This window comes from Corynebacterium nasorum, from assembly GCF_022347325.1.
In the GTDB taxonomy this organism is placed as follows: Bacteria; Actinomycetota; Actinomycetes; order Mycobacteriales; family Mycobacteriaceae; genus Corynebacterium; species Corynebacterium kefirresidentii.
Window position 1 is genome coordinate 1 of sequence record NZ_JAKRDU010000017.1, and the last position, 18,441, is coordinate 18,441.

At 56.5% G+C, this 18,441-nt stretch carries 16 protein-coding genes; 11 read left to right on the forward strand and 5 right to left on the reverse strand.

The features are described from left to right. Window positions 1-201 precede the first annotated feature (201 nt). Window positions 202-483: a hypothetical protein gene (locus MHK05_RS10490; protein ID WP_023021011.1), complete on the reverse strand. Its 282-nt coding sequence runs from the start codon at window positions 481-483 to the stop codon at window positions 202-204. Between the two features lie 432 nt (window positions 484-915). Between MHK05_RS10490 and MHK05_RS10495 the strand changes: the two genes are divergently transcribed. From MHK05_RS10495 to MHK05_RS10505, 3 genes are all read left to right on the forward strand, one after another. Further along, window positions 916-2,196: an acid phosphatase gene (locus tag MHK05_RS10495; protein WP_239206637.1), complete on the forward strand. Its 1,281-nt coding sequence runs from the start codon at window positions 916-918 to the stop codon at window positions 2,194-2,196. A gap of 86 nt (window positions 2,197-2,282) precedes the next feature. Continuing rightward, window positions 2,283-3,464 carry a non-hydrolyzing UDP-N-acetylglucosamine 2-epimerase gene (gene wecB, locus MHK05_RS10500; RefSeq protein WP_324291868.1) on the forward strand — a complete coding sequence of 394 codons (1,182 nt, stop codon included), beginning with the start codon at window positions 2,283-2,285 and terminating at the stop codon, window positions 3,462-3,464. A 38-nt stretch (window positions 3,465-3,502) separates the two neighbouring features. After that, window positions 3,503-4,168, forward strand: coding sequence for a DUF1707 SHOCT-like domain-containing protein (locus MHK05_RS10505; protein WP_239206639.1), 666 nt, complete (start codon window positions 3,503-3,505; stop codon window positions 4,166-4,168). Between the two features lie 55 nt (window positions 4,169-4,223). Here the strand turns inward: MHK05_RS10505 and MHK05_RS10510 are convergent, their stop codons facing one another. Continuing rightward, the gene (locus MHK05_RS10510) at window positions 4,224-5,441 is read right to left on the reverse strand and encodes an acetyl-CoA C-acetyltransferase (RefSeq protein ID WP_239206641.1); all 1,218 of its coding nucleotides are present in this window, start codon (window positions 5,439-5,441) and stop codon (window positions 4,224-4,226) included. Between the two features lie 12 nt (window positions 5,442-5,453). After that, window positions 5,454-6,224 carry an IclR family transcriptional regulator domain-containing protein gene (locus tag MHK05_RS10515; protein ID WP_086589099.1) on the reverse strand — a complete coding sequence of 257 codons (771 nt, stop codon included), beginning with the start codon at window positions 6,222-6,224 and terminating at the stop codon, window positions 5,454-5,456. A 115-nt stretch (window positions 6,225-6,339) separates the two neighbouring features. Between MHK05_RS10515 and MHK05_RS10520 the strand changes: the two genes are divergently transcribed. Then, complete coding sequence (locus MHK05_RS10520) at window positions 6,340-7,083, forward strand: CoA transferase subunit A (RefSeq protein ID WP_023021017.1); 744 nt, start codon at window positions 6,340-6,342, stop codon at window positions 7,081-7,083. Beyond that, on the forward strand, window positions 7,084-7,725 hold the full coding sequence (locus tag MHK05_RS10525) for a 3-oxoacid CoA-transferase subunit B (RefSeq protein ID WP_086589098.1): 642 nt from the start codon (window positions 7,084-7,086) through the stop codon (window positions 7,723-7,725). A gap of 160 nt (window positions 7,726-7,885) precedes the next feature. Here MHK05_RS10525 and MHK05_RS10530 read toward each other — a convergent pair whose 3' ends face one another. Continuing rightward, complete coding sequence (locus MHK05_RS10530) at window positions 7,886-9,238, reverse strand: MFS transporter (RefSeq protein ID WP_239206643.1); 1,353 nt, start codon at window positions 9,236-9,238, stop codon at window positions 7,886-7,888. A gap of 398 nt (window positions 9,239-9,636) precedes the next feature. Here MHK05_RS10530 and MHK05_RS10535 point away from each other — a divergent pair, with 398 nt between their 5' ends. The 4 genes from MHK05_RS10535 (at window position 9,637) to MHK05_RS10550 (ending at window position 14,248) form a co-directional block, all read left to right on the forward strand. Further along, window positions 9,637-11,196, forward strand: a complete 1,560-nt coding sequence (locus tag MHK05_RS10535) for a hydroxymethylglutaryl-CoA lyase-like TIM-barrel protein (protein WP_239206645.1) — start codon at window positions 9,637-9,639, stop codon at window positions 11,194-11,196. A 2-nt stretch (window positions 11,197-11,198) separates the two neighbouring features. Next, window positions 11,199-11,750, forward strand: coding sequence for an acetyl-CoA carboxylase biotin carboxyl carrier protein (accB, locus tag MHK05_RS10540; protein ID WP_239206647.1), 552 nt, complete (start codon window positions 11,199-11,201; stop codon window positions 11,748-11,750). Window positions 11,751-11,783: 33 nt separating this feature from the next. Further along, entirely contained in the window at window positions 11,784-13,157 is a 1,374-nt protein-coding gene (gene accC, locus MHK05_RS10545; RefSeq protein ID WP_023021022.1) for an acetyl-CoA carboxylase biotin carboxylase subunit, read from the forward strand. Window positions 13,158-13,324: 167 nt separating this feature from the next. Then, entirely contained in the window at window positions 13,325-14,248 is a 924-nt protein-coding gene (locus MHK05_RS10550) for a DMT family transporter (protein ID WP_023021023.1), read from the forward strand. Between the two features lie 11 nt (window positions 14,249-14,259). Here the strand turns inward: MHK05_RS10550 and MHK05_RS10555 are convergent, their stop codons facing one another. After that, window positions 14,260-15,327, reverse strand: a complete 1,068-nt coding sequence (locus MHK05_RS10555; RefSeq protein WP_239206649.1) for a PDR/VanB family oxidoreductase — start codon at window positions 15,325-15,327, stop codon at window positions 14,260-14,262. Window positions 15,328-15,793: 466 nt separating this feature from the next. Here MHK05_RS10555 and MHK05_RS10560 point away from each other — a divergent pair, with 466 nt between their 5' ends. After that, window positions 15,794-17,161, forward strand: coding sequence for an oxygenase MpaB family protein (locus MHK05_RS10560; protein ID WP_239206651.1), 1,368 nt, complete (start codon window positions 15,794-15,796; stop codon window positions 17,159-17,161). A 43-nt stretch (window positions 17,162-17,204) separates the two neighbouring features. Beyond that, window positions 17,205-18,410 (forward strand): oxygenase MpaB family protein, encoded by a 1,206-nt coding sequence (locus tag MHK05_RS10565; protein ID WP_239206653.1) that lies wholly within the window; start codon window positions 17,205-17,207, stop codon window positions 18,408-18,410. Window positions 18,411-18,441: the final 31 nt, after the last annotated feature.

Below are 18,441 nucleotides of genomic sequence, written 5' to 3' on the forward strand. Positions count from 1 at the left end.
TGCAACTCAACCGCCGACCCCGCAAAACCCTGGGCTTTCAAACACCAGCCGAGAAAATGGCCGCACTGATAAACTCAACCGAAACATAGGAAGTGTTTCCACGACCACTAGAATCTGCCCCCTCCCCAAGGTTAAAAATACCCCCTCGCCATGTCACCGATTCAGGTGCGCAGCGAGGGGAGGGAAGAGGCTTAAACTAACTTAGTCCTCATCGGGCTCATAAATACGGTCCGCATTGTCCACCTGGGAACCACGCAACCGGCCTTTGCCCTTGCGCTTGGACGATAGATCGCGAACCTCGCGCATACGCGGTTCCGGATCCAAGCGGTTGGCTACTGCCTTGCGCGCAGAAGTGACGGCAGATTTGGTCACGGGGGAGTTGATAGCCTTCTCGTAGGCGCCCTTGATCTGGTGGTAGCGCTTGCGGCCTGCTTTGGTGCCAAAAACGTATCCTGCTGCGGCGCCGAAGACGAATTGGATCATTATTTAGCGTGTCCCCTTATTCCAGTACGAGTAAAAGTTCTCCACCAGCCTACCGCGAAGGCCCGTCGCTCGCTGCTAGCCACCGTTAAGGGGTAAAGCTCGATTTGCTGTAGAACAGCTCTTTTCATAAACAGGAATTCGCGCTAGTTTAAAGAGGTGGACATAAACGCGCGTAGGGACTCGGCCGCGGCCTCAGCAGTAGCGCTGGCCGCGCTATTTACCGCGAGTATTTCGGCAGAATCGAGTAACCAGAACACCGGTGTTGCTACTACGCAGAAAGCTTCAGCTTGGTCCGAGGATTGCTAGATAGTACCGGGAAGGTGTAGTCACCGTCCCAGCTTTGTGCATGCGGGTTTAGCGTCACGTTCACCTTTTTGTAACTTTAGCTAGATATCATGCGTGGGAATTCGTTACTAGTGAAAGGTTTCCACGTTGAACTATCGGAATAAACTCCGCCCGGCAGTTCGCGCACTCGCCTTGTGCGCGGCCACCGGACTGACCATAACGCTGGCACCGGCTGCCAGCGCCGCCCTCCCCGTGGCCGTGCCACAGCTCCGCGAGCCTGTTACCCAGCAGACCACCGGCGCTCCTCCGGTCCAGCACCCCGGTGCCCCGGTTCCAGAGCCGTTTAGCACGGACTATATCGCGGGCTTTGAATCTGATGTTTCCTCTTATCAATTTGGCAACTACTGGCAGGTAGTCCAGCTTTTTGATCACATCAAGGCTCAGCCAGAAATCCGCCAAGAAAATATGGACAAGGCCGTGGCCATCAATAACGCCGCAGCCGGTGACCCCGCTTTGATCCGCCGCGCGCAGGCCGATGCCAAGGCCAGCTCGACGAGCGTGCTCAACGCCGTTTCTGACTCGATGGGCAAGAACCTAGGCGATGCCTTCCGCGCTGCCTTGGCCGAGCACCGCCTGCCCAAGACCGAATACCTCCTAGGAAATGGCTATGCGGCCCGCGCAGGCGGACTGGCCAATTCCACGATGTCGGAGAAGTACTACTTCAACTATCAACGCCCGTACCAGCGCGCGCCGCAGGCGATTAAGCGCTATGACGATGGCTCCAAGGATCTCTATCCCACCTCGCCAGCCTTCCCTTCGGGCCATACCAATCAGGCAACGTGGATTACCACGCTGATGTCCTTCATGCTGCCTGAGGTAGGCCCACAGCTCATGCTGCGCGGCGCGGAGGCCGGCAACCACCGCGTAGTACTGGGCGTGCATTACCCGCTGGATGTCATCGGTGGGCGCATGACAGGCCAGGCCGCCGCGGCTGACCGCTTGAATGACAAGCGCATGCGCAATGCCCTGTGGCAAGCCTCGATGGAAGTGCGCAAGGAAATTAAGTGGCGCACCGGCAAGACGGTGGAAGAATTGGTGGCCCAGGATCGGGCAGAGGGCACCGACTATCGGTCCACCCAGGATGCGGTGGAGCAATACTCCAAGCTCATGGACTATGACTTTGCCCCGCGCTACCGAACCGACGCCCCGATGGTGGTTCCGCAGGCCGCTCCAGTGCTGCTTGCCGCATCCCATCCAGAGCTCAGCTGGGACCAGCGTGCCGAGGTGCTGCGCCAGACCGCGCGTCCAGCCGGCAACCCATTGGATTGGCAAGCAGAGGGAGGCTCGTGGCAGCGTCTCGATCTAGCCCGCGCCATGGCGGCCAGGGTGACCATCGCCCCAGACGGCGGCGTGAGCGTCAGCGGCTAGAACGCTCCAATACCTGAGCGGGGGTACAGCTCTCCCGCACATGGTTCAATTTAGAAATATCTCCGTCACTCTAAAGGAAAAGATTAGTGACTAAGCCCAAAATAATGACCGTTTACGGCACCCGGCCGGAGGCCATTAAGGTCGCCCCCGTCGTTAAGGCGCTGGATAAAGATGAGCGCTTTGAATCCATCCCGGTCTCTACCGGTCAGCATAAAGAGATGCTGGAGCAGGTCAACACCATGTTTGGCATCCAGCCGAAGCATGATTTGGGGCTCATGAAACAGGGACAGGGACTCAATGAGATTGTGTCCCGCGCAATTGCGGGTCTGGATTCCGTCATTGAAGAAGAAAAGCCGGACGTCATTATCTCCCAGGGCGATACCTCTACGGCTATGGCTGCAGCACTTGCCGGTTTCCATCGCGGGGTCAAGATCGTTCACCTTGAAGCCGGTTTGCGTACCGGGGATATCCACTCGCCGTTCCCAGAAGAAGCTAACCGTAAGCTCATTGGCCAGGTAGCCGAGCTGCATCTGGCTCCAACCGCAGGCTCGATGGAGAACCTGCGCCGCGAGAATGTGCGTTCCAAGGACATTGTGGTCACCGGTAATACCGTCATTGACGCTCTGCTGGAAGCAGCATCGTGGGACACGAAGTTCGCAGACCCTGCCCTGCAGGAAGCCGCAGACTCCGATAAGCGGCTTGTCGTAGTTACCACCCACCGCCGCGAGAACCTTGAGGCGATGAGGGAAATCGGTGGTGCAGTTAAGGACTTGGCAGAAGCCTATCCGGAGATTAACTTCGCATTGCCGCTGCACCTCAACCCCAAGGTGCGCCAGGCGGTCCTGCCGGAGGTCGAGCACCTGCCAAATATCATCATCACGGATCCGCTGCCTTATGACCAGTTCACGCAGCTACAAAACCGTGCCACCATCATCCTGACTGACTCTGGCGGAGTCCAGGAGGAGGCACCAGCATTGGGCAAGCCGGTGTTAGTAATGCGCCAAAACACCGAGCGCCCCGAAGCCGTGGTCGCCGGCACGGTTAAGCTGGTGGGCACTAATCGCGAGCTCATTGTGGCAGAGGCAAAGCTTTTGCTTTCCGACGCCGCCGCATTCGACGCCATGGCCAACGCCGTCAATCCTTATGGTGACGGCAAGGGCGCGCAGCGCGCTATTGCGGCTATCGCAGAGTTGACCGGGGTAGGCGAGCGCGTAGAGGATTTTCTGCCGGAGGCAGGTTCCTCTAAGGGGCCCCAAGGCGAGGAATAACTCGCGCGCCTGCCGGAGAAAGCGGATATATTAAAGGTATGAAACCGCTGGATATCCGCTGTAACCACCGAGAGCGCATGAAAGCTGCAGACATTTTAGGAGATGCGCTTTCGGCAGGGCAGATTGACCTCGATGATTTTGAAAAACGCTCGGCCGCCTGCGTTAATGCAACGACTCGCGCTGAGCTCATCGAGCCGCTGGCTGACCTTGTAGAGGACCCAGAAATTCTCCTGTTCGGGCAAGAACGAAAAATCGCAAAGGCCTATGCGGGCCAGCAAGAATCCAAAGCCATCGCCAAGGTGGAGCAGGCTATCCGCCAGGTGCAGCCGAGCGTGCAGGAGACCCGCTCCCTTGCGGTGGGGATCTTCGGCGGGTCCACTGTCAGCGGTGGGGCAGTAGCTCGTTCTCTGACGGCGTTGGGCTTTTTCGGTGGCGTGGACATCGATCTCACGGGCGTCGCCCTGCACAGTCGTACTACCACCATCAACGCGGCGGGCGCCTTTGGTGGCGTCGATGTTTATATTCCCGAAGGCTTCCGCGTCCACGTCAGCGGCGTTGGACTCTTTGGCGGACATGACCTCAAGGTAGAGAACGGCGCCATCCATCCGAATGACCTCCCGGTAGACGCGCCAGAAATTATTGTGAACTGCTATAGCCTCTTCGGCGGCGTAGACGTTCACGTGGGGCGCCGCTACGGCGAGTAACCAAGCGCGATTGTAGTGCAAGCAACCACTTGCACTAATGAGCGTGGGCCAGTGCTTAGTCGGCCTCGATGATCGCTGCTAGACCTTGTCCGCCTCCAATGCACATGGTAACCAGCGCGAGCTTACCGCCGGTGCGGTGAAGGTGATGCGCGGCGGTGACGACGATGCGGGCACCGGTAGCACCCACGGGATGGCCGAGCGAAATGCCAGAACCGTGCGGGTTGAAGCGCGGATCATCTGCCGAAATGTCCCATTCTTTGAGTACAGCCAGCGCTTGGGCGGCAAAGGCCTCATTGAGCTCAATGAGGTCAAGATCATCGAAGGTGATGCCGAGGCGATCCATAACCTTGCGGGAAGCCTCCACCGGGCCGATACCCATGCGTTCCGGATCCACGCCGGCTAGGGCCCATCCCTTGAGCGTGACCATTGGGGTAAGACCCAGCTCCTCGGCTTTTTCACGGGTAGTCACTAGGACGGCCGCGGCACCATCGTTTTGGCCCGAGGCATTACCGGCGGTAACCGTTGCCTCTTCGTCCTCCTTGCGCATGACCGCGCGCAGTTTAGATAGCTTGTCTGTACTGGAATCTGGGCGGACATGTTCATCCTTGTCTATGACGATAGGCTCCCCCTTGCGCTGGGGGACGGTGACGGGGATGATTTCGGCGTCGAAAAGCGATTGTTCCTGTGCAGCGGCGGCATTGCGGTGGGAACGTGCAGCGAGCTCGTCTTGGGCGACGCGCTCGATGGAGTATTCGCGGCGGAGAATTTCGGCGGTCTCAATCATGCCGCCGGCAATCGGGTGGTGCTTTCCGCCGGCGGCCTCGCGGGCTTCTTGGAGGCGATCGCGAAAGATCATATTTCCTCCCTTTGCTCCCCAGCGTACATCCGCATCAACGGTGTATTCGGTGCGGGACATAGACTCCGCGCCGCCGGCGATGATGACATCGGCAGCGCCAGTAGCAATGTGGGCGCCTGCGGTAATAATGGCCTGCAGACCCGATCCGCATCGGCGATCGAGCTGCATACCAGGCACGGTGGTGGGCAGGCCAGCGTCTAAGGCAGCCACGCGGCCCAAAGCGGGTGCGGCACCATTAGGGGAGCCTTGGCCCAAGATGACGTCATCGATTTTGGTGGGGTCGATACCGGACTCTTCCACAATGGTCTTGACCACGAGGCTAGCTAATTCTTGGACGGGGACGGACTTTAGCGCTCCACCATAACGGCCGACAGGGGTGCGCTTGGGGTAGCAAAGGACTACGTCGCGGGTGTGCATGATAATTCTCCTTTAAGAAAGTTCGGTGGTGGCAAGGTCATGGGAGATTGCCTTGCAGGTTGCGATGAGCTCCGGCAGGATGCGCGTGGTGAGATCCTCAGTGGAATAGACGGATGTTTGGGTTGAGACATTGATGGCTGCAGCAGTGCGGCCCGAACCATCGCGAATAGGAACTGCAATGGAACGCAGGCCCTTCTCCAGCTCTTGGTCTACGATGACCCAACCGCGTTTCCGGATCTCCGCTAGGCGCGCCCGAAGATCCGCGGGTGCGGTGAGCGTGTGAGGGGTGACTTTCTCCAGCGACGCCGTTTCTAGGAATTCGTCCAACTGCGCTGGAGTGAGATCCGCTAACAGTACCTGTCCCATTGAGGTCGCGTGCGCGGGAAAGCGGGTGCCGATGGTGATATTGGTGGCCATAATGCGGTGTGCAGCGGCCCGGGCGATATAAACCACGGTGTCCCTATCCAACACACTGACAGAGCAGGATTCATCGAGTTTGGTGGATAACTCCCTCAAATGGGGCTGGGCAATATCGGGAAGACCCAAACTCGATAAGTAGGAATAGCCCAGTTCCAAAACCCGGGGGGTAAGCCAAAACTCAGAGCCATCCGTGCGCGCGTACCCCTCCGTTACCAAGGTGTGCAAAAAACGACGTGCAGTGGCACGTGCTAGCCCTGTAACCTCGGCAACCTGGGCCAGAGTCTGGCGTGGGCGCTCGCCATTAAAAGAGTGCAAAACGGCTAATCCGCGGGCGAGTGACTGCACCGTGGGGGTGTCGTTCAAGGTGTGGTCTCCGATTCTAGAAATTGATGAAGTGGCCTACATCTCGTAATTGTATCCAAAAGTGTTCGCATTGTGAACCCTTGTGCAACATATGAACCACACGTAGGCTGAAGCCATGTTAGATAAAGTCATCGACTCAGTAGAAAATGCCGTAGCAGATATTCCAGACGGCGCTTCCATTGCGGTGGGCGGATTCGGGCTCGTGGGAATTCCGGCGCGTCTAATTGATGCTCTGCGTGAACTCGGCTCTGGAGACCTCACCATCATTTCCAATAATCTTGGTACCGACGATTTCGGGCTCGGGCTCTTGCTTAAAGATCATCGCATTTCCCGCTCTATTGGTTCCTATCTCGGAACGAATAAGGAGTACGCCCGCCAGTATCTCGAAGGAGAACTGACTGTGGAATTTACCCCGCAGGGAACGTTGGCCGAGCGTATGCGTGCTGGCGGTGCTGGCATTCCCGCCTTCTATACCAAGGCCGGCGTGGGAACCCCGCTTGCGGAAGGGGATATCCCCACCCGCTATAACCCGGATGGGTCCATAGCACAGACTTCTAAGCCGAAGGAAACTCGTGAGTTTAACGGCGAGCTCTACGTGCTGGAGGAGGCACTGACCCCAGATTTTGCCTTCGTTCATGCCGCTCGCGCAGATCGATACGGCAACCTAGCTTTTGCCAAGACTGCGCAGAACTTTAACCCGGATGCCGCTCGTTGCGCTGATATCACCATTGTGCAGGCAGAAGAATTGGTGGAGGCGATTCCGCCGGCCGAGGTTGACGTGCCGGGCATCTACGTCGATCGCGTCGTAGAAGTGGGAAAGCAAGAAACTGGAATCGAATTTAGGACGGTGAGCAAGTAAATGACCTGGTCACGTGAAGAAATGGCGGCTCGGGCCGCACAGGAATTGAAAAACGGCGACTACGTCAACCTAGGAATTGGCATGCCAACGTTGATTCCTGGATTCCTCCCAGAGGGCCTCGAAGTGGTGCTTCATTCTGAAAATGGCATCTTGGGCGTAGGTCCGTACCCGGCCGAAGATAAGGTGGACCCGGAACTTATCAATGCTGGCAAAGAGACCATCACTGCTGCTCCCGGAGCTTCATTCTTTTCTTCTTCGGAATCCTTTGGAATGATTCGATCACGCGCTATCGACGTAGCGGTACTTGGTGCCATGGAAGTATCCCAATTCGGAGACCTTGCCAATTGGATGATTCCGGGCAAGATGGTCAAAGGTATGGGCGGTGCCATGGATTTGGTTCATGGCGCCAAACGCATCGTGGTGATGATGCAGCACGTGTCCAAACATGGCAAGTCCAAAATCCTTTCAGAATGCCAACTGCCGCTCACCGGCGCGCGTTGCGTGGATCTTATTATTACGGACCGCGCCGTCTTCGAGGTTGATGAGTTAGAAGGTCTGACCTTAGTTCAGATGGCTGAGGGGGAGACTGAGGACTCCATCCGCGAGGTTACTGATGCCCCATTCACGCTGGACCTGTCTTAGTCCTGAACTGTTCCCGAAAGCCCGCCTTCTAGCACCCGGAAGGCGGGCTTTCTTTTTCATTTCTAATGAGTGGGGTTCTTTGGTGCTGAATTAGCTAAAGGCTGGGCCGAAATGATTCATGCTTCGGCCCAGCCCTAGGTGGGAATGAGAGAGGTACTAGTTAGACATCGCGTAGGTCTACACCCTTGGTTTCAGGGAGAATGTACATGCTAATGATGGTGAGGACGCATAGGGCGATGACATAAAAGCCAGAGGCCCACGCCAGATCGTGCGCGACAAACCACTGGTAGATATAGGGCGCGGTTCCGCCAAAGACAGCTACAGAGAGGGAGTATGCAAGACCGATACTATGCGTGCGCTGGGCGGTAGGGAAGACCTCGGACATGATGGAAGATAGCAGCGCACCACCGGCGGCGACGATAATCACGCCTACAGTAGAAGCGACGAGCAGGGTCCACGGACGGGAATCGATCAACGCCATGAGTGGGATTTGCAAAACGGCCATACCTACCGCGCAGATATAGATGACGGGTTTGCGCCCAATCTTGTCCGAGAGACTGCCCCACAGCGGTAGAGCGATAAGGCCAGCAACTTGAGCAACCACCGTGACCCAGTACGCGCCTTGTGTGGTCATTCCTTCTTGGCTAATGGCATAGGTAGAAACGTAGGAGGTCCACGTGTAGTGCGCGGAAGTAACGCCGGAGACCATGCCGATAACGAGCAGGATATTGATCCAAGCCGGACGAGAAGCGGAGGCAGATTGAGGGATTGCTGCGCGCTCCTTGCGCGCTGGGGTGTCTACGCTGGGCTCGGAACTGTCAATTTCCTTGAAGTGATCAGACTCTTTCATGTGGCGGCGTAGGTATAGCGCTACACAGGCAGAGAGCGCGCAGAGGAAGAAGGGGATGCGCCAACCCCATGAGGCAAGTTGGTCATCATTGAGTACGAGGGAGATTAGGCCGCCGAGCACGTAGGCGATGACGGAGCCACCGAAAATGGAAACGTAGACCATAGAGCCCCATTTACCGCGGTGGGCGTTGGGGGCGATTTCTGGGATATAGCTATTGGCGGCAGCTGATTCACCGCCGTGGGCGAAGCCCTGCAGGATACGGATCACTAAAAGACCCACAGAGGACCAAATGCCGATCTGCTCATAGGTGGGCATGACTCCGATGATCGCGGAGGCGATGGCCATCATGATGATGGTCATCATAAGTACGGATTTTCGGCCGCGCTTATCTGCTACGCGGCCGAAGACGATTCCTCCGAGTGGACGCACCAGGAAACCAACGGCAAAAACGCCGAAGGTAGCTAAAAGGGCGGAGGTGGAGTCGCCCTTATTGAACATTGCGGTGGCAATGAATGGGGCAAAGACTGCATAGGAGCTCCACTCATACCACTCTAGGATTTGCCCGGTAAGGCTGGCTCCTAGGGATTTGATGTCGGTGGTAGAAGCTGCGTTTTTGCCGGATTCGGTATCTGGTGGCGATGTCGGTTTGGTGGTGGATGTCATGAGTTCTCCTTGTAGTGGGACCGGGACGGTTGGGAAAAATATTACCTAGATCACACAAATGGGCGGCGAGGATCCAAAGTATTGAGATCGTCTGACGCTATTGATGTTGTTTACCGCGTGAGAAACTGCACGTGATGAACCCCTTTCGGGGACAACCTGTGGTTAGATTTATGGTTCGCATTGTGAACTTGGGTGCGCATTGTGACCCCACTTGGGGGTAGTTGGGTAAATGTCTAGCGTTTCTGAGCTTGGATAACGGCGGGAAAGCCCTCCTTAGGTAAAAGTTTTAGGTTCACAGTGGTGGACACTGGTGTAGCGTGTGACACATGACACGGACGGAAAGGTATGAGTCCTAAGCCACCCGAGTCTTGTCGGAGCCACACCCTAAGGAGGGATTTATGACTGCTCTTAGTCCCGAGGAATTGAGCACAGAAAGCCTCGCCGAAGTCATGGCCGCGGGCGGACGCCCAGCCAGTAGCGAGCGTGAAATTAAGATCATCGATACCACCCTGCGCGATGCGCACCAGAGTATCTGGGCCACCCGCATGACCACGGAACACATCCTTTCTCTGCTGGATGACATCACCAATGCCGGGTTCGAGCACGTTGACCTAGTTGCCCCCATTCAGTTCGACGTGGCCGTGCGGTATCTCAAAGAGGATCCGTGGGAACGTGTGCGCCTCGTCCACGAGCATGCTGCCCCCGGTACTAAGTTCCGCGCGCTGATTCGCTCCAAGAATCTAGCATCCTTTGACTTCCTGCCGGATGATGCCATCCTTAACTGGACTGAACGCCTTTATGCCAACGGCTTCCGTGTCATTGGTTCTTTTGATGGGCTCAATGACATCGACAACATTGACAAGGGCCTCAAGCTTGCCAAGGAACTTGGCGCTGAGACCTTTGGTGCGCTGTCCTACTGCCTTAGCCCAGTGCACACCGATGAGCTCTACAAGCAAAAGGCGGAGGAGCTGCTTGAACGCACCGACGTCGACCGCATCATGCTGAAGGACGCCGGCGGATTGCTCACTCCGGACCGCATGAGAACCCTTATCCCGGCTATCCGCAGCTCCATTGGAGAAGATATCCCGCTGGAGGTACACACCCACTCCCTGACCGGCTTGTCCCCATTGACCTATCTCTTTGGCGCGGAGTTGGGCGTGGATTCCATTCACACCTCCATCGCTCCGCTTGCCAACGGCCCCGGTCAGCCTGCGACCCAGGCCTTGGTACGAGATCTGCGGGCGCTCGGCTATACCGTCAACGTTGATGATGATCGCATCGCCTCTGCCAGCGACCGGATCCAAGAAATCGCCGATACTGAGGATAAGCCGGTGGGGGTGCCGCGTGCTTTCGACGGCCTCCACTACATGCACCAGCTGCCAGGCGGCATGCTGACGAACTTCGAATCTCAGCTGGAAACTGCGGGCCTAGGAGACCGATTTGAGGAGCTTCTCTATGAGGTGGCTCGCGTGCGAGAAGAGCTGGCATACCCCATCATGATTACGCCATTTGCCCAGTTCGTGGGTACACAGGCCGTCATGAATGTGATGACTGGTGAGCGCTACTCCGTGGTCCCAAATGAGATTAAGAAGTATGCCCTGGGCTACTACGGTGAACCTCTGGCCCCGCTGGACCCAGAGGTATTGGAAAAGATCCTGGCCAACGGTTCCTCCGAAATCACCGAGGAAATCCCAGAACTCAAGCCAGTACTGCCGGGCCTGAAAGAGGCGCATCCGGACGAGGACATCGACACCCTGCTTTTGCGCGTTATGTTCGCCGGCAGCCAAGTCGATGAAATGAAGCGCTTCGTAGCTGAGGGCCGCGCCGGCGAGGGCGAAGGCGTCAAAGGAGGCGTCTTGACCTCCCTCGTCCAGCAAATCTACAACTCTTCCGATACCACCGACTTCCATCTCAAGACCTCTGACCTGGAAATTAACCTCACTAAAGGAGAAAAGTAATCATGACTGATACCCCCAACCTGCAGGATCTGAAGGCCCTCCTGAAGTGGGCCAACCTTTCCGATGATATCCAGGAGCTGCAGATCAAGTATGGCGACATCGAACTCGCCATGTCCCGCACGCCTGGCGGCCTCGATCGCCCAGCCCCGGCTCCGGCACCAGCTGCCGCGCCTGCAGCTGCTCCATCCGCATCCCCAGCAGAGCAAGCTCCCGTACAGCAGGCGCCGGCCCAAGCGGAGCCTGCACCAGCTCCCGCTGCACAAGAACCCGCTGCTCAGGAGGAGCCAAAGGCTTCCGGAGCTCCGGCAGCAGAGGGCGAGACTGTCACCGCGCCTATGGTTGGTACCTACTATGCTTCCCCGAAGCCGGGCGCAGACCCATTCGTCAAGGTTGGCGATGAGGTCGAGGTAGGACAGGTGCTGTGCATCGTCGAGGTTATGAAGCTGATGAACAATATTGAGGCCAAGTTCGCCGGAACGGTCAAGGAAATCCTCGTGGATAACGAGGATGCCGTTGAGCACGGCCAGCCACTTATGATCATCGAACCAAAGTAAGCCCCGTTCCCGCACAACGATCTGGAGGAAAACATGTCAGATCTCTTAAATAGCGTTCTGATTGCCAACCGCGGTGAGATCGCATTGCGTGTTATCCGCGCCTGCAAGGAGCTGGGGATAAAATCCATCCTCGTCTACTCTGAGGGTGATAAGGATTCCTTGCCCGTTAAACTAGCTGATAAGGCCGTTTGCATCGGCCCAGCCAACGCCGCGAAAAGCTATAACAGCCCCGAGCTCATCCTTTCTGCAGCAATGGCTTTTAAGGCCGACGCCATTCACCCCGGCTACGGATTCCTATCTGAAAAGCCTGACTTTGTACGAATGGTAGAAGAAGAAAACATCGGCTTTGTCGGCCCCTCTGCCGAACACATCGGTTTGATGGGAGATAAGATCGAGGCAAAGCGCATCGCGCAAGCCGCCGGCGTGCCTACTGTGCCCGGCTCCGATGGCGTAGTCACCGAAATTGATGAGGCAATGGAAGTTGCCCGAAATACGGGCTTCCCGCTGCTTATTAAGGCGGCAGCCGGCGGCGGTGGTCGTGGCATGCGTGTGGTTGAATCCGAGGACACGCTGGAAAAAGATCTCAATGAGATCATGAACGAGGCCGAATCCGCGTTCAACGATCCCTCGGTGTACATCGAGCGCTATCTCACCGATATTAGGCACATTGAGATCCAGGTGCTTTCGGATGGAGAGAACGTCGTGGCCTTGGGAGAGCGTGACTGTACCTCCCAGCGCCGTAACCAGAAGCTTATTGAGGAAGGCCCGTCCCCGGTCCTGACCGAGGAACTCCGAGCGGGGATGCAGGAAGCTGCCATCAACCTGTGCAAGGAAGTTAAATACAAAAACGCCGGTACCATCGAGTTCGTGTTCGACAACACGGAAAACAAGTACTACTTCATCGAGATGAATACCCGTATCCAAGTCGAGCACCCGGTTACGGAAATGATTACCGGTGTGGACCTTATCAAGGAGCAGCTACGCATTGCCTCCGGACAGAAGTTGTCCATCAGGCAGGATGATATTGAGATACGCGGCCACGCTATTGAATGCCGCATCAATGCTGAGGACCCGAACCAAAACTTCGCTCCTCGCCCCGGCAAGATCGAACACTATCGCGTTCCAGGCGGCTTTGGTGTACGCATGGATACCCACATCGAAACCGGCTACACCATCCCACCTTTCTATGATTCTATGGTCGGCAAACTTATCGTGTGGGCAGAAGATCGCGATGAAGCCATCGCTCGAATGCTGCGCGCTATCGATGAGTTAGAGGTGGAGGGCGTGGTGACGACTGCGCCGTTCCAGGCGATGTTGCTCGATAGCGAAAAGTTCCGCAGCGGTGAGTTCAATACCGGTTATGTGGCCAAGCTACTGGAGAACACTGACTCCATTCCCGCGGATTAATAAATCTTCTGGTAGCTAGCCCGCACCATCTCATGGCAGTGCTGCCGCCACTCCGAGAGTGCAGGTCCCACAACCCTGGGCCTGCACTTTCAGTGTTTCTGCATTGTGCAATGTGGCAGAAACCATGCTTGGCGATGCCCCCAGCTGCTTATAAGAAAGGACGCCCTATGTTGGTCATTGCCGCCCTGCTGGTCGGCGCCATAGTGCCGGTACAGACGGCCATTAATACGCGGTTTCGTGAAAGCGTTGGCTCCCCAATTGTGGCGGGATTCTTTTCCTTTATTATTGGCTTGTTCGTTTCTGCGCTTATTGCTCTTGCGCTCACCGGCCACCTAATTCCGGATTTAGCCACCGCTGCGCAACAGCCTTGGTGGGTGTGGCTCGGCGGGTTTATGGGAGTTTCCTTCATCGTGGGAAATATTCTGCTTTTCCCTCGCATCGGCAGCGTGGAGACCGTTATCTTGCCTATCTTGGGGCAGGTAACAATGGGCCTGCTTTGCGATACCACCGGCATATTTAATTCCCCACACGTTGGAGTCGGCCCGCTGCGCATCCTCGGGGTGGCCGTGGTGTTGGTGGGAATCGCGTTGGTATTGGAAATCGGGCGCGGTGCCGCTACTACGCACGCCACAGCCAGTGGTGTGAAGCTGTGGTTGTGGCGGCTTTTTGGGGTTCTTATTGGAATGGGCTCAGCAACCCAAACTGCTGTCAACGGCTTCCTCGGCCGTGCATTGGGCAGCCCCCTTCCCGCCGGCGAGATTTCTCTAGCGGTCGGCGTGCTTTTGCTTGCAGTGCTGTCTATTGTCCCCCTTGGTCCGCGGCGTGCTCTTTTCACCCGTCCCGCCCCTGGTCCATGGTGGATGTGGTTCGGTGGAGTGCTAGGGGCTCTCTTCGTGGTTGGCGGGGCTACGCTTTCTCCCATCTTGGGCACGGGAACAACCGTGATTGGATCGCTGGTGGGATCAATTGTGTGCGGTCAGGTAGTAGAGTCGCTCGGCTGGGGGCATGCGCGCCGGGGACTGCCCCCTATTCACCGTGTAGTGGGACTGGCCTTAGTCATCATTGGGGTCGTGATGGTGCGTTCGCTCTAAAACGTAGTGCCTTAGCGGCGCCAGCGCTCGAGCACCAGGCGTCTATCCAGTGACCGTGAAACGCAGGGCGCAAAGGCGCCGTCTGCATGCATTTGCTCATTAAAGACGGAATCTCGATGTTCTGGCTCGCCTTCTAGCACCTTCATAACGCAGGTGCTGCAGGTGCCTTCTAAACAACGTGACATCACCGGCAAGTCAGCTTCCTCGAGTGCCTCGAGTACAGTGACATTGGCTGGAACGTGTACGGTTTCCCCACAAAATTCCACGTCGAAAGCGCAATCGCCTGCACCGGCATTTTTCTCTCCGCTAAGCGCTTCTATATCAGGGTGGAAGTTTTCCCAGTGGAAATTCTGGTGGGGCAGATAGTCCAGCACTACCTCCTTCGCGCCGGACATGAACCCTTGCGGACCGCATACATAAAACACTGTTTCCTGCGGGGCTTGGGATAATAGGTGTCGGTAGATTTCTTCTTGCCGTGCACGGGGTGAGCCAAAAACTTCAATGAGACTATCGCCGCATATGCTGCGCAATTGGGGCAGGAGTACGGCGCGGGTAATGCTAGAGGCGAAGTAGAGAACCATGAAGGGTTTGCCTTGGCGCTGTAGCGATTGGGCCATGGATAGCATAGGCGCAATACCCACACCGGCGCCGACGAGTACATAGTAGCTGGCGGTGTCAACGAGTTCGAAGTTATTGTGCGCTGGGGAGATGAGTAACTCATCGCCCGCGCGAAGTTGCATCATGGCAAGGGATCCACCCCGTGAATTCTCTTCGCGTTTAACGGCGATGCCGTAAGTTAAATGTGCACCGGCGTCACAACTGGAGATCTCCTTGGGTGGCATTTCAAAAACAGAGTACTGGCGCACTAATTCCGTTTCTTCTGGTCCGGTGAGTGTGACGTCTACGTGGCAGCCGGGGGAGTAGTCGGGGAGTTCCTCGCCATCCTTTAAGCAGAATTCCAGCACCATAAGGTCATCAGCGACTGGGGTGACCTGCTGTACTGTGGCCCGCAGCCGCGAACCTTCGCTCCGTTTTGCTGTGCCTCGTGCCGGAGAGTGTTTTAAGGAAGTTTCGTCCATCGTGGCCCCTTTCTGCTCAATGGCGTGGGCGGAGCGAGGGAAGAATGTGAAGCCTTTACACGTCCTGCAGTTCGTTGGTGTCTCGCGGTGGCGCTTCACGCCATTCAGCCTTTTAAAGTGATTGAGGACATAGTATCTACTACATGAGCTCCATGTCACTCATGTGGCAATCTCGCGCCAATTGACCGTGTTTGATACACCCACATGGGTGGGTGAACACTTCCAATTTAAAAATCTTTTGGCGCATCCACTCGTCTTATTTCTCGTGGTGGGGGAGTGTAGTCCGAGACCTTTTACCTACTTTTGAAAGTTTAAGGCAAAGCAAAATGGGCAAACCACTGCGGGTCCCGTTGCGGTGCGATCCGGCCCTCTATACGATAACCATTACGCACCAACAGTGATTTAGAGCACACATTGTTCAACAGTGTGTGGCATGACACTTGAACTAAGAAAGAGAGTCACTGCAATGTCAACTCCCACCAAGCCCTTGGCGAGCGAAACCACGCAGCCAGAGATTTTGCCGATGTCCGATAATCCTTATGAAGATTTCCGCTACTTCTATCGCGATGGAATGCCGCTGCGCCCGGCACCTAAGCGGCGCACCCCCACCCCGAGCTGGTCCGTGCTGCGCCATAATATTTTTGATTCTTGGCACTCAGTGGAAGATTCTTGGGAGGGCTACGGTACAGCGCAAACCCGCCTTTTAGATGACCACATGTGGCAAACCGACGAGGTGGGTGAGAAGCTTGCCCAAGCCTTCCGTCGCGATGGTGCGAAGGAATCGCGGAAGAAATTCGAGCAGGCGCTAAATCAGGGCATCGATACTGTGCGTGAACCTGCCCCTGAGTTGGTGGAGTTTTTCCAGGAAATAGATCGGATCCCAAATTGGCTAGATCTCGAGGCCGCCGAACGCGGGCGCGTAGCCTATTACAACGTCACCCGCACCTCAGAGATTCTTGCTATCGCCTTTGCTTATTGGGCAACTACGTTGGAGGATCGCACCTCAGCGGCCACAGGCGAGACCGGAATGTTTGAGTTTCAAGCCATGCAACGGTCTATTGAGACTGCACAGTTCTTTGTGGATCTAGGAAAGAAGAACGTTTTCGAGCGCTTTGGTGAGGGGCGCAAGGCGGCGGTGCGCGTGCGTTTGCTCCACGCCCAGGCAAACCGCGGATTGGAAAAGATGTGGGGTCCGGAGCACTATAACGAGTTCGGGCGTCCAATCGGCTCCAGTTTCCTCGTCTCTGGAGAAGGCTGGTTTGGCATGATGCCGCTTGCAATCGACGAGTTCTTTGGCCGTCCGCATAGCGGCCAGGAGTGGGATGACGTGGCTCAGTATTGGGGATACATCCTCTACATGATGGGAGCGGAGGAGCGCCTTATTCCTAAAACTGGCGATGAAATGCGCAAGATGACTGATTATATCTATGGCAATGGCGGATATTCCTCTGCTTACCACGAGCGTGTGGCTACCGCGCTGATGTCCATCCTGGAAAGCCTCAACCCCCTCGTACCGCACGTTGCCCTTGGCGCACTATCTACCATCTGCGGCGAGAAAGACACCAAGTTTATGGTGCAGGGCACACGCTGGGAAAAGATCAACTTTAGGCCTTGGGCCATCCTCTTCAAGGCGGCCGCTAAAGCGGAAGCTCGTGCGGCCCGAATTCGGGACAAGCTGCCAGGTGCGAAAAGGGCCAGGATAAAGCGAGCCAATAACGGCAAGCCCCCTTGGACTGCGGTGACGGAGGTGATCAAAGACTACATCGCTAAGAACGAACCAGATACCAAGTCCGATTACACCTTGCACGATGACTCGAAAGAAGCCCGCAGCTAAACCGACTTCACCAACTCTCACCAGACTATAAGGAGAAACCACAATGAATGCACCAGCACCGTTGAGCACCGTAAATGAATGGCCGGCCGGCCGCGGTAGCCGCGAAGAATTTGTGGCCAAGTATGGCACGCAGCGCGCAGACCGCTACCAAGAGGCCTTCTGGGCTATGGATCCCGTGGCAGACGCCCTATTCACCAGCGGTCATACGGTCAAGGAAATCATGCCCAACCTGCGCGAGGCCTTAGCTCGCGGCACCGCCGATGACAATACCCTGCCGGAGGTAGCGGCATTGATTGAGGATATGACCAAGGCACTTGCGGGTCTAGACGCGGAAAAGCTTGAGCGCGGTCGCCGCACCTACCTGTCCATCCCGCCGTTGAGCCATGGTCTGGCGTTGGGCCCTGGTTCCTTGGTGCATACGTATGCTACCCCGGCCATCGCTGACCTTTTGGTTAACACCGGCGAGCTTACTGACGGTGCAGTCAAGCGCCTTGCCTACACCACAAATTGGACCTATTCGCTTTACCTGCCGGATGCTTTGCAGCCAGGAGGGGAAGGCTTTATTCATACAGGTATGGTGCGCGCGATTCACGCTCATGTGCGCCGCGTACATAACCGCAAGGGCTTGGACTATTCCGACTATGGTGCGCCGATTAGTGAATTCGACATGCTGCGCACCTGGTTCGACTTCACGTATATCCCATATGCCGGGCTGCGTCGTATGGGCTGGCAACTCACCGCAGAAGAAGAAAAGGACGTGTTCTATCTGTGGAAGATAGTCGGCCGCATGTTGGGTATCCGTTCTGATCTCTTCCACGGTGAAGATGGTGTAGAGGCCTCGCAGGAGACCATGGACGCCATCCATGCGGTCGACGGCGAAATTAATGAGGCTGCCCGCCAGCTTGTCGATGCCCTGATGTCCGGCTTCGTTGTTAATGCTAAGGAACTCACCGGCTTCCCAGAAAACACGCTTGCAGATTGGACCGCTGCGCACGTGCGCATCATCCACGGCGATGAGGTGGCTGATGCCTGTGGCGTGGCGCAGTCCGTGATGCAGCCCATCTTGGAGATGGAAGCCCCACTAGTACAAGAACGTTTTGACCTGCTGCGCCAAGACAAAGAAGCCCTCGAGGCGGAAATCCAGAAGAATGAGGACATGGTCCGCCAGATGCTTACCCGTGATGCCACCTACATGAAGCAGGATGAGGGCGTGAAAATGAAGGACGGCTCGATGGCCGTCGGCGCTTAAATCGGTGACATGGATAACAAAAGTCGCGTAC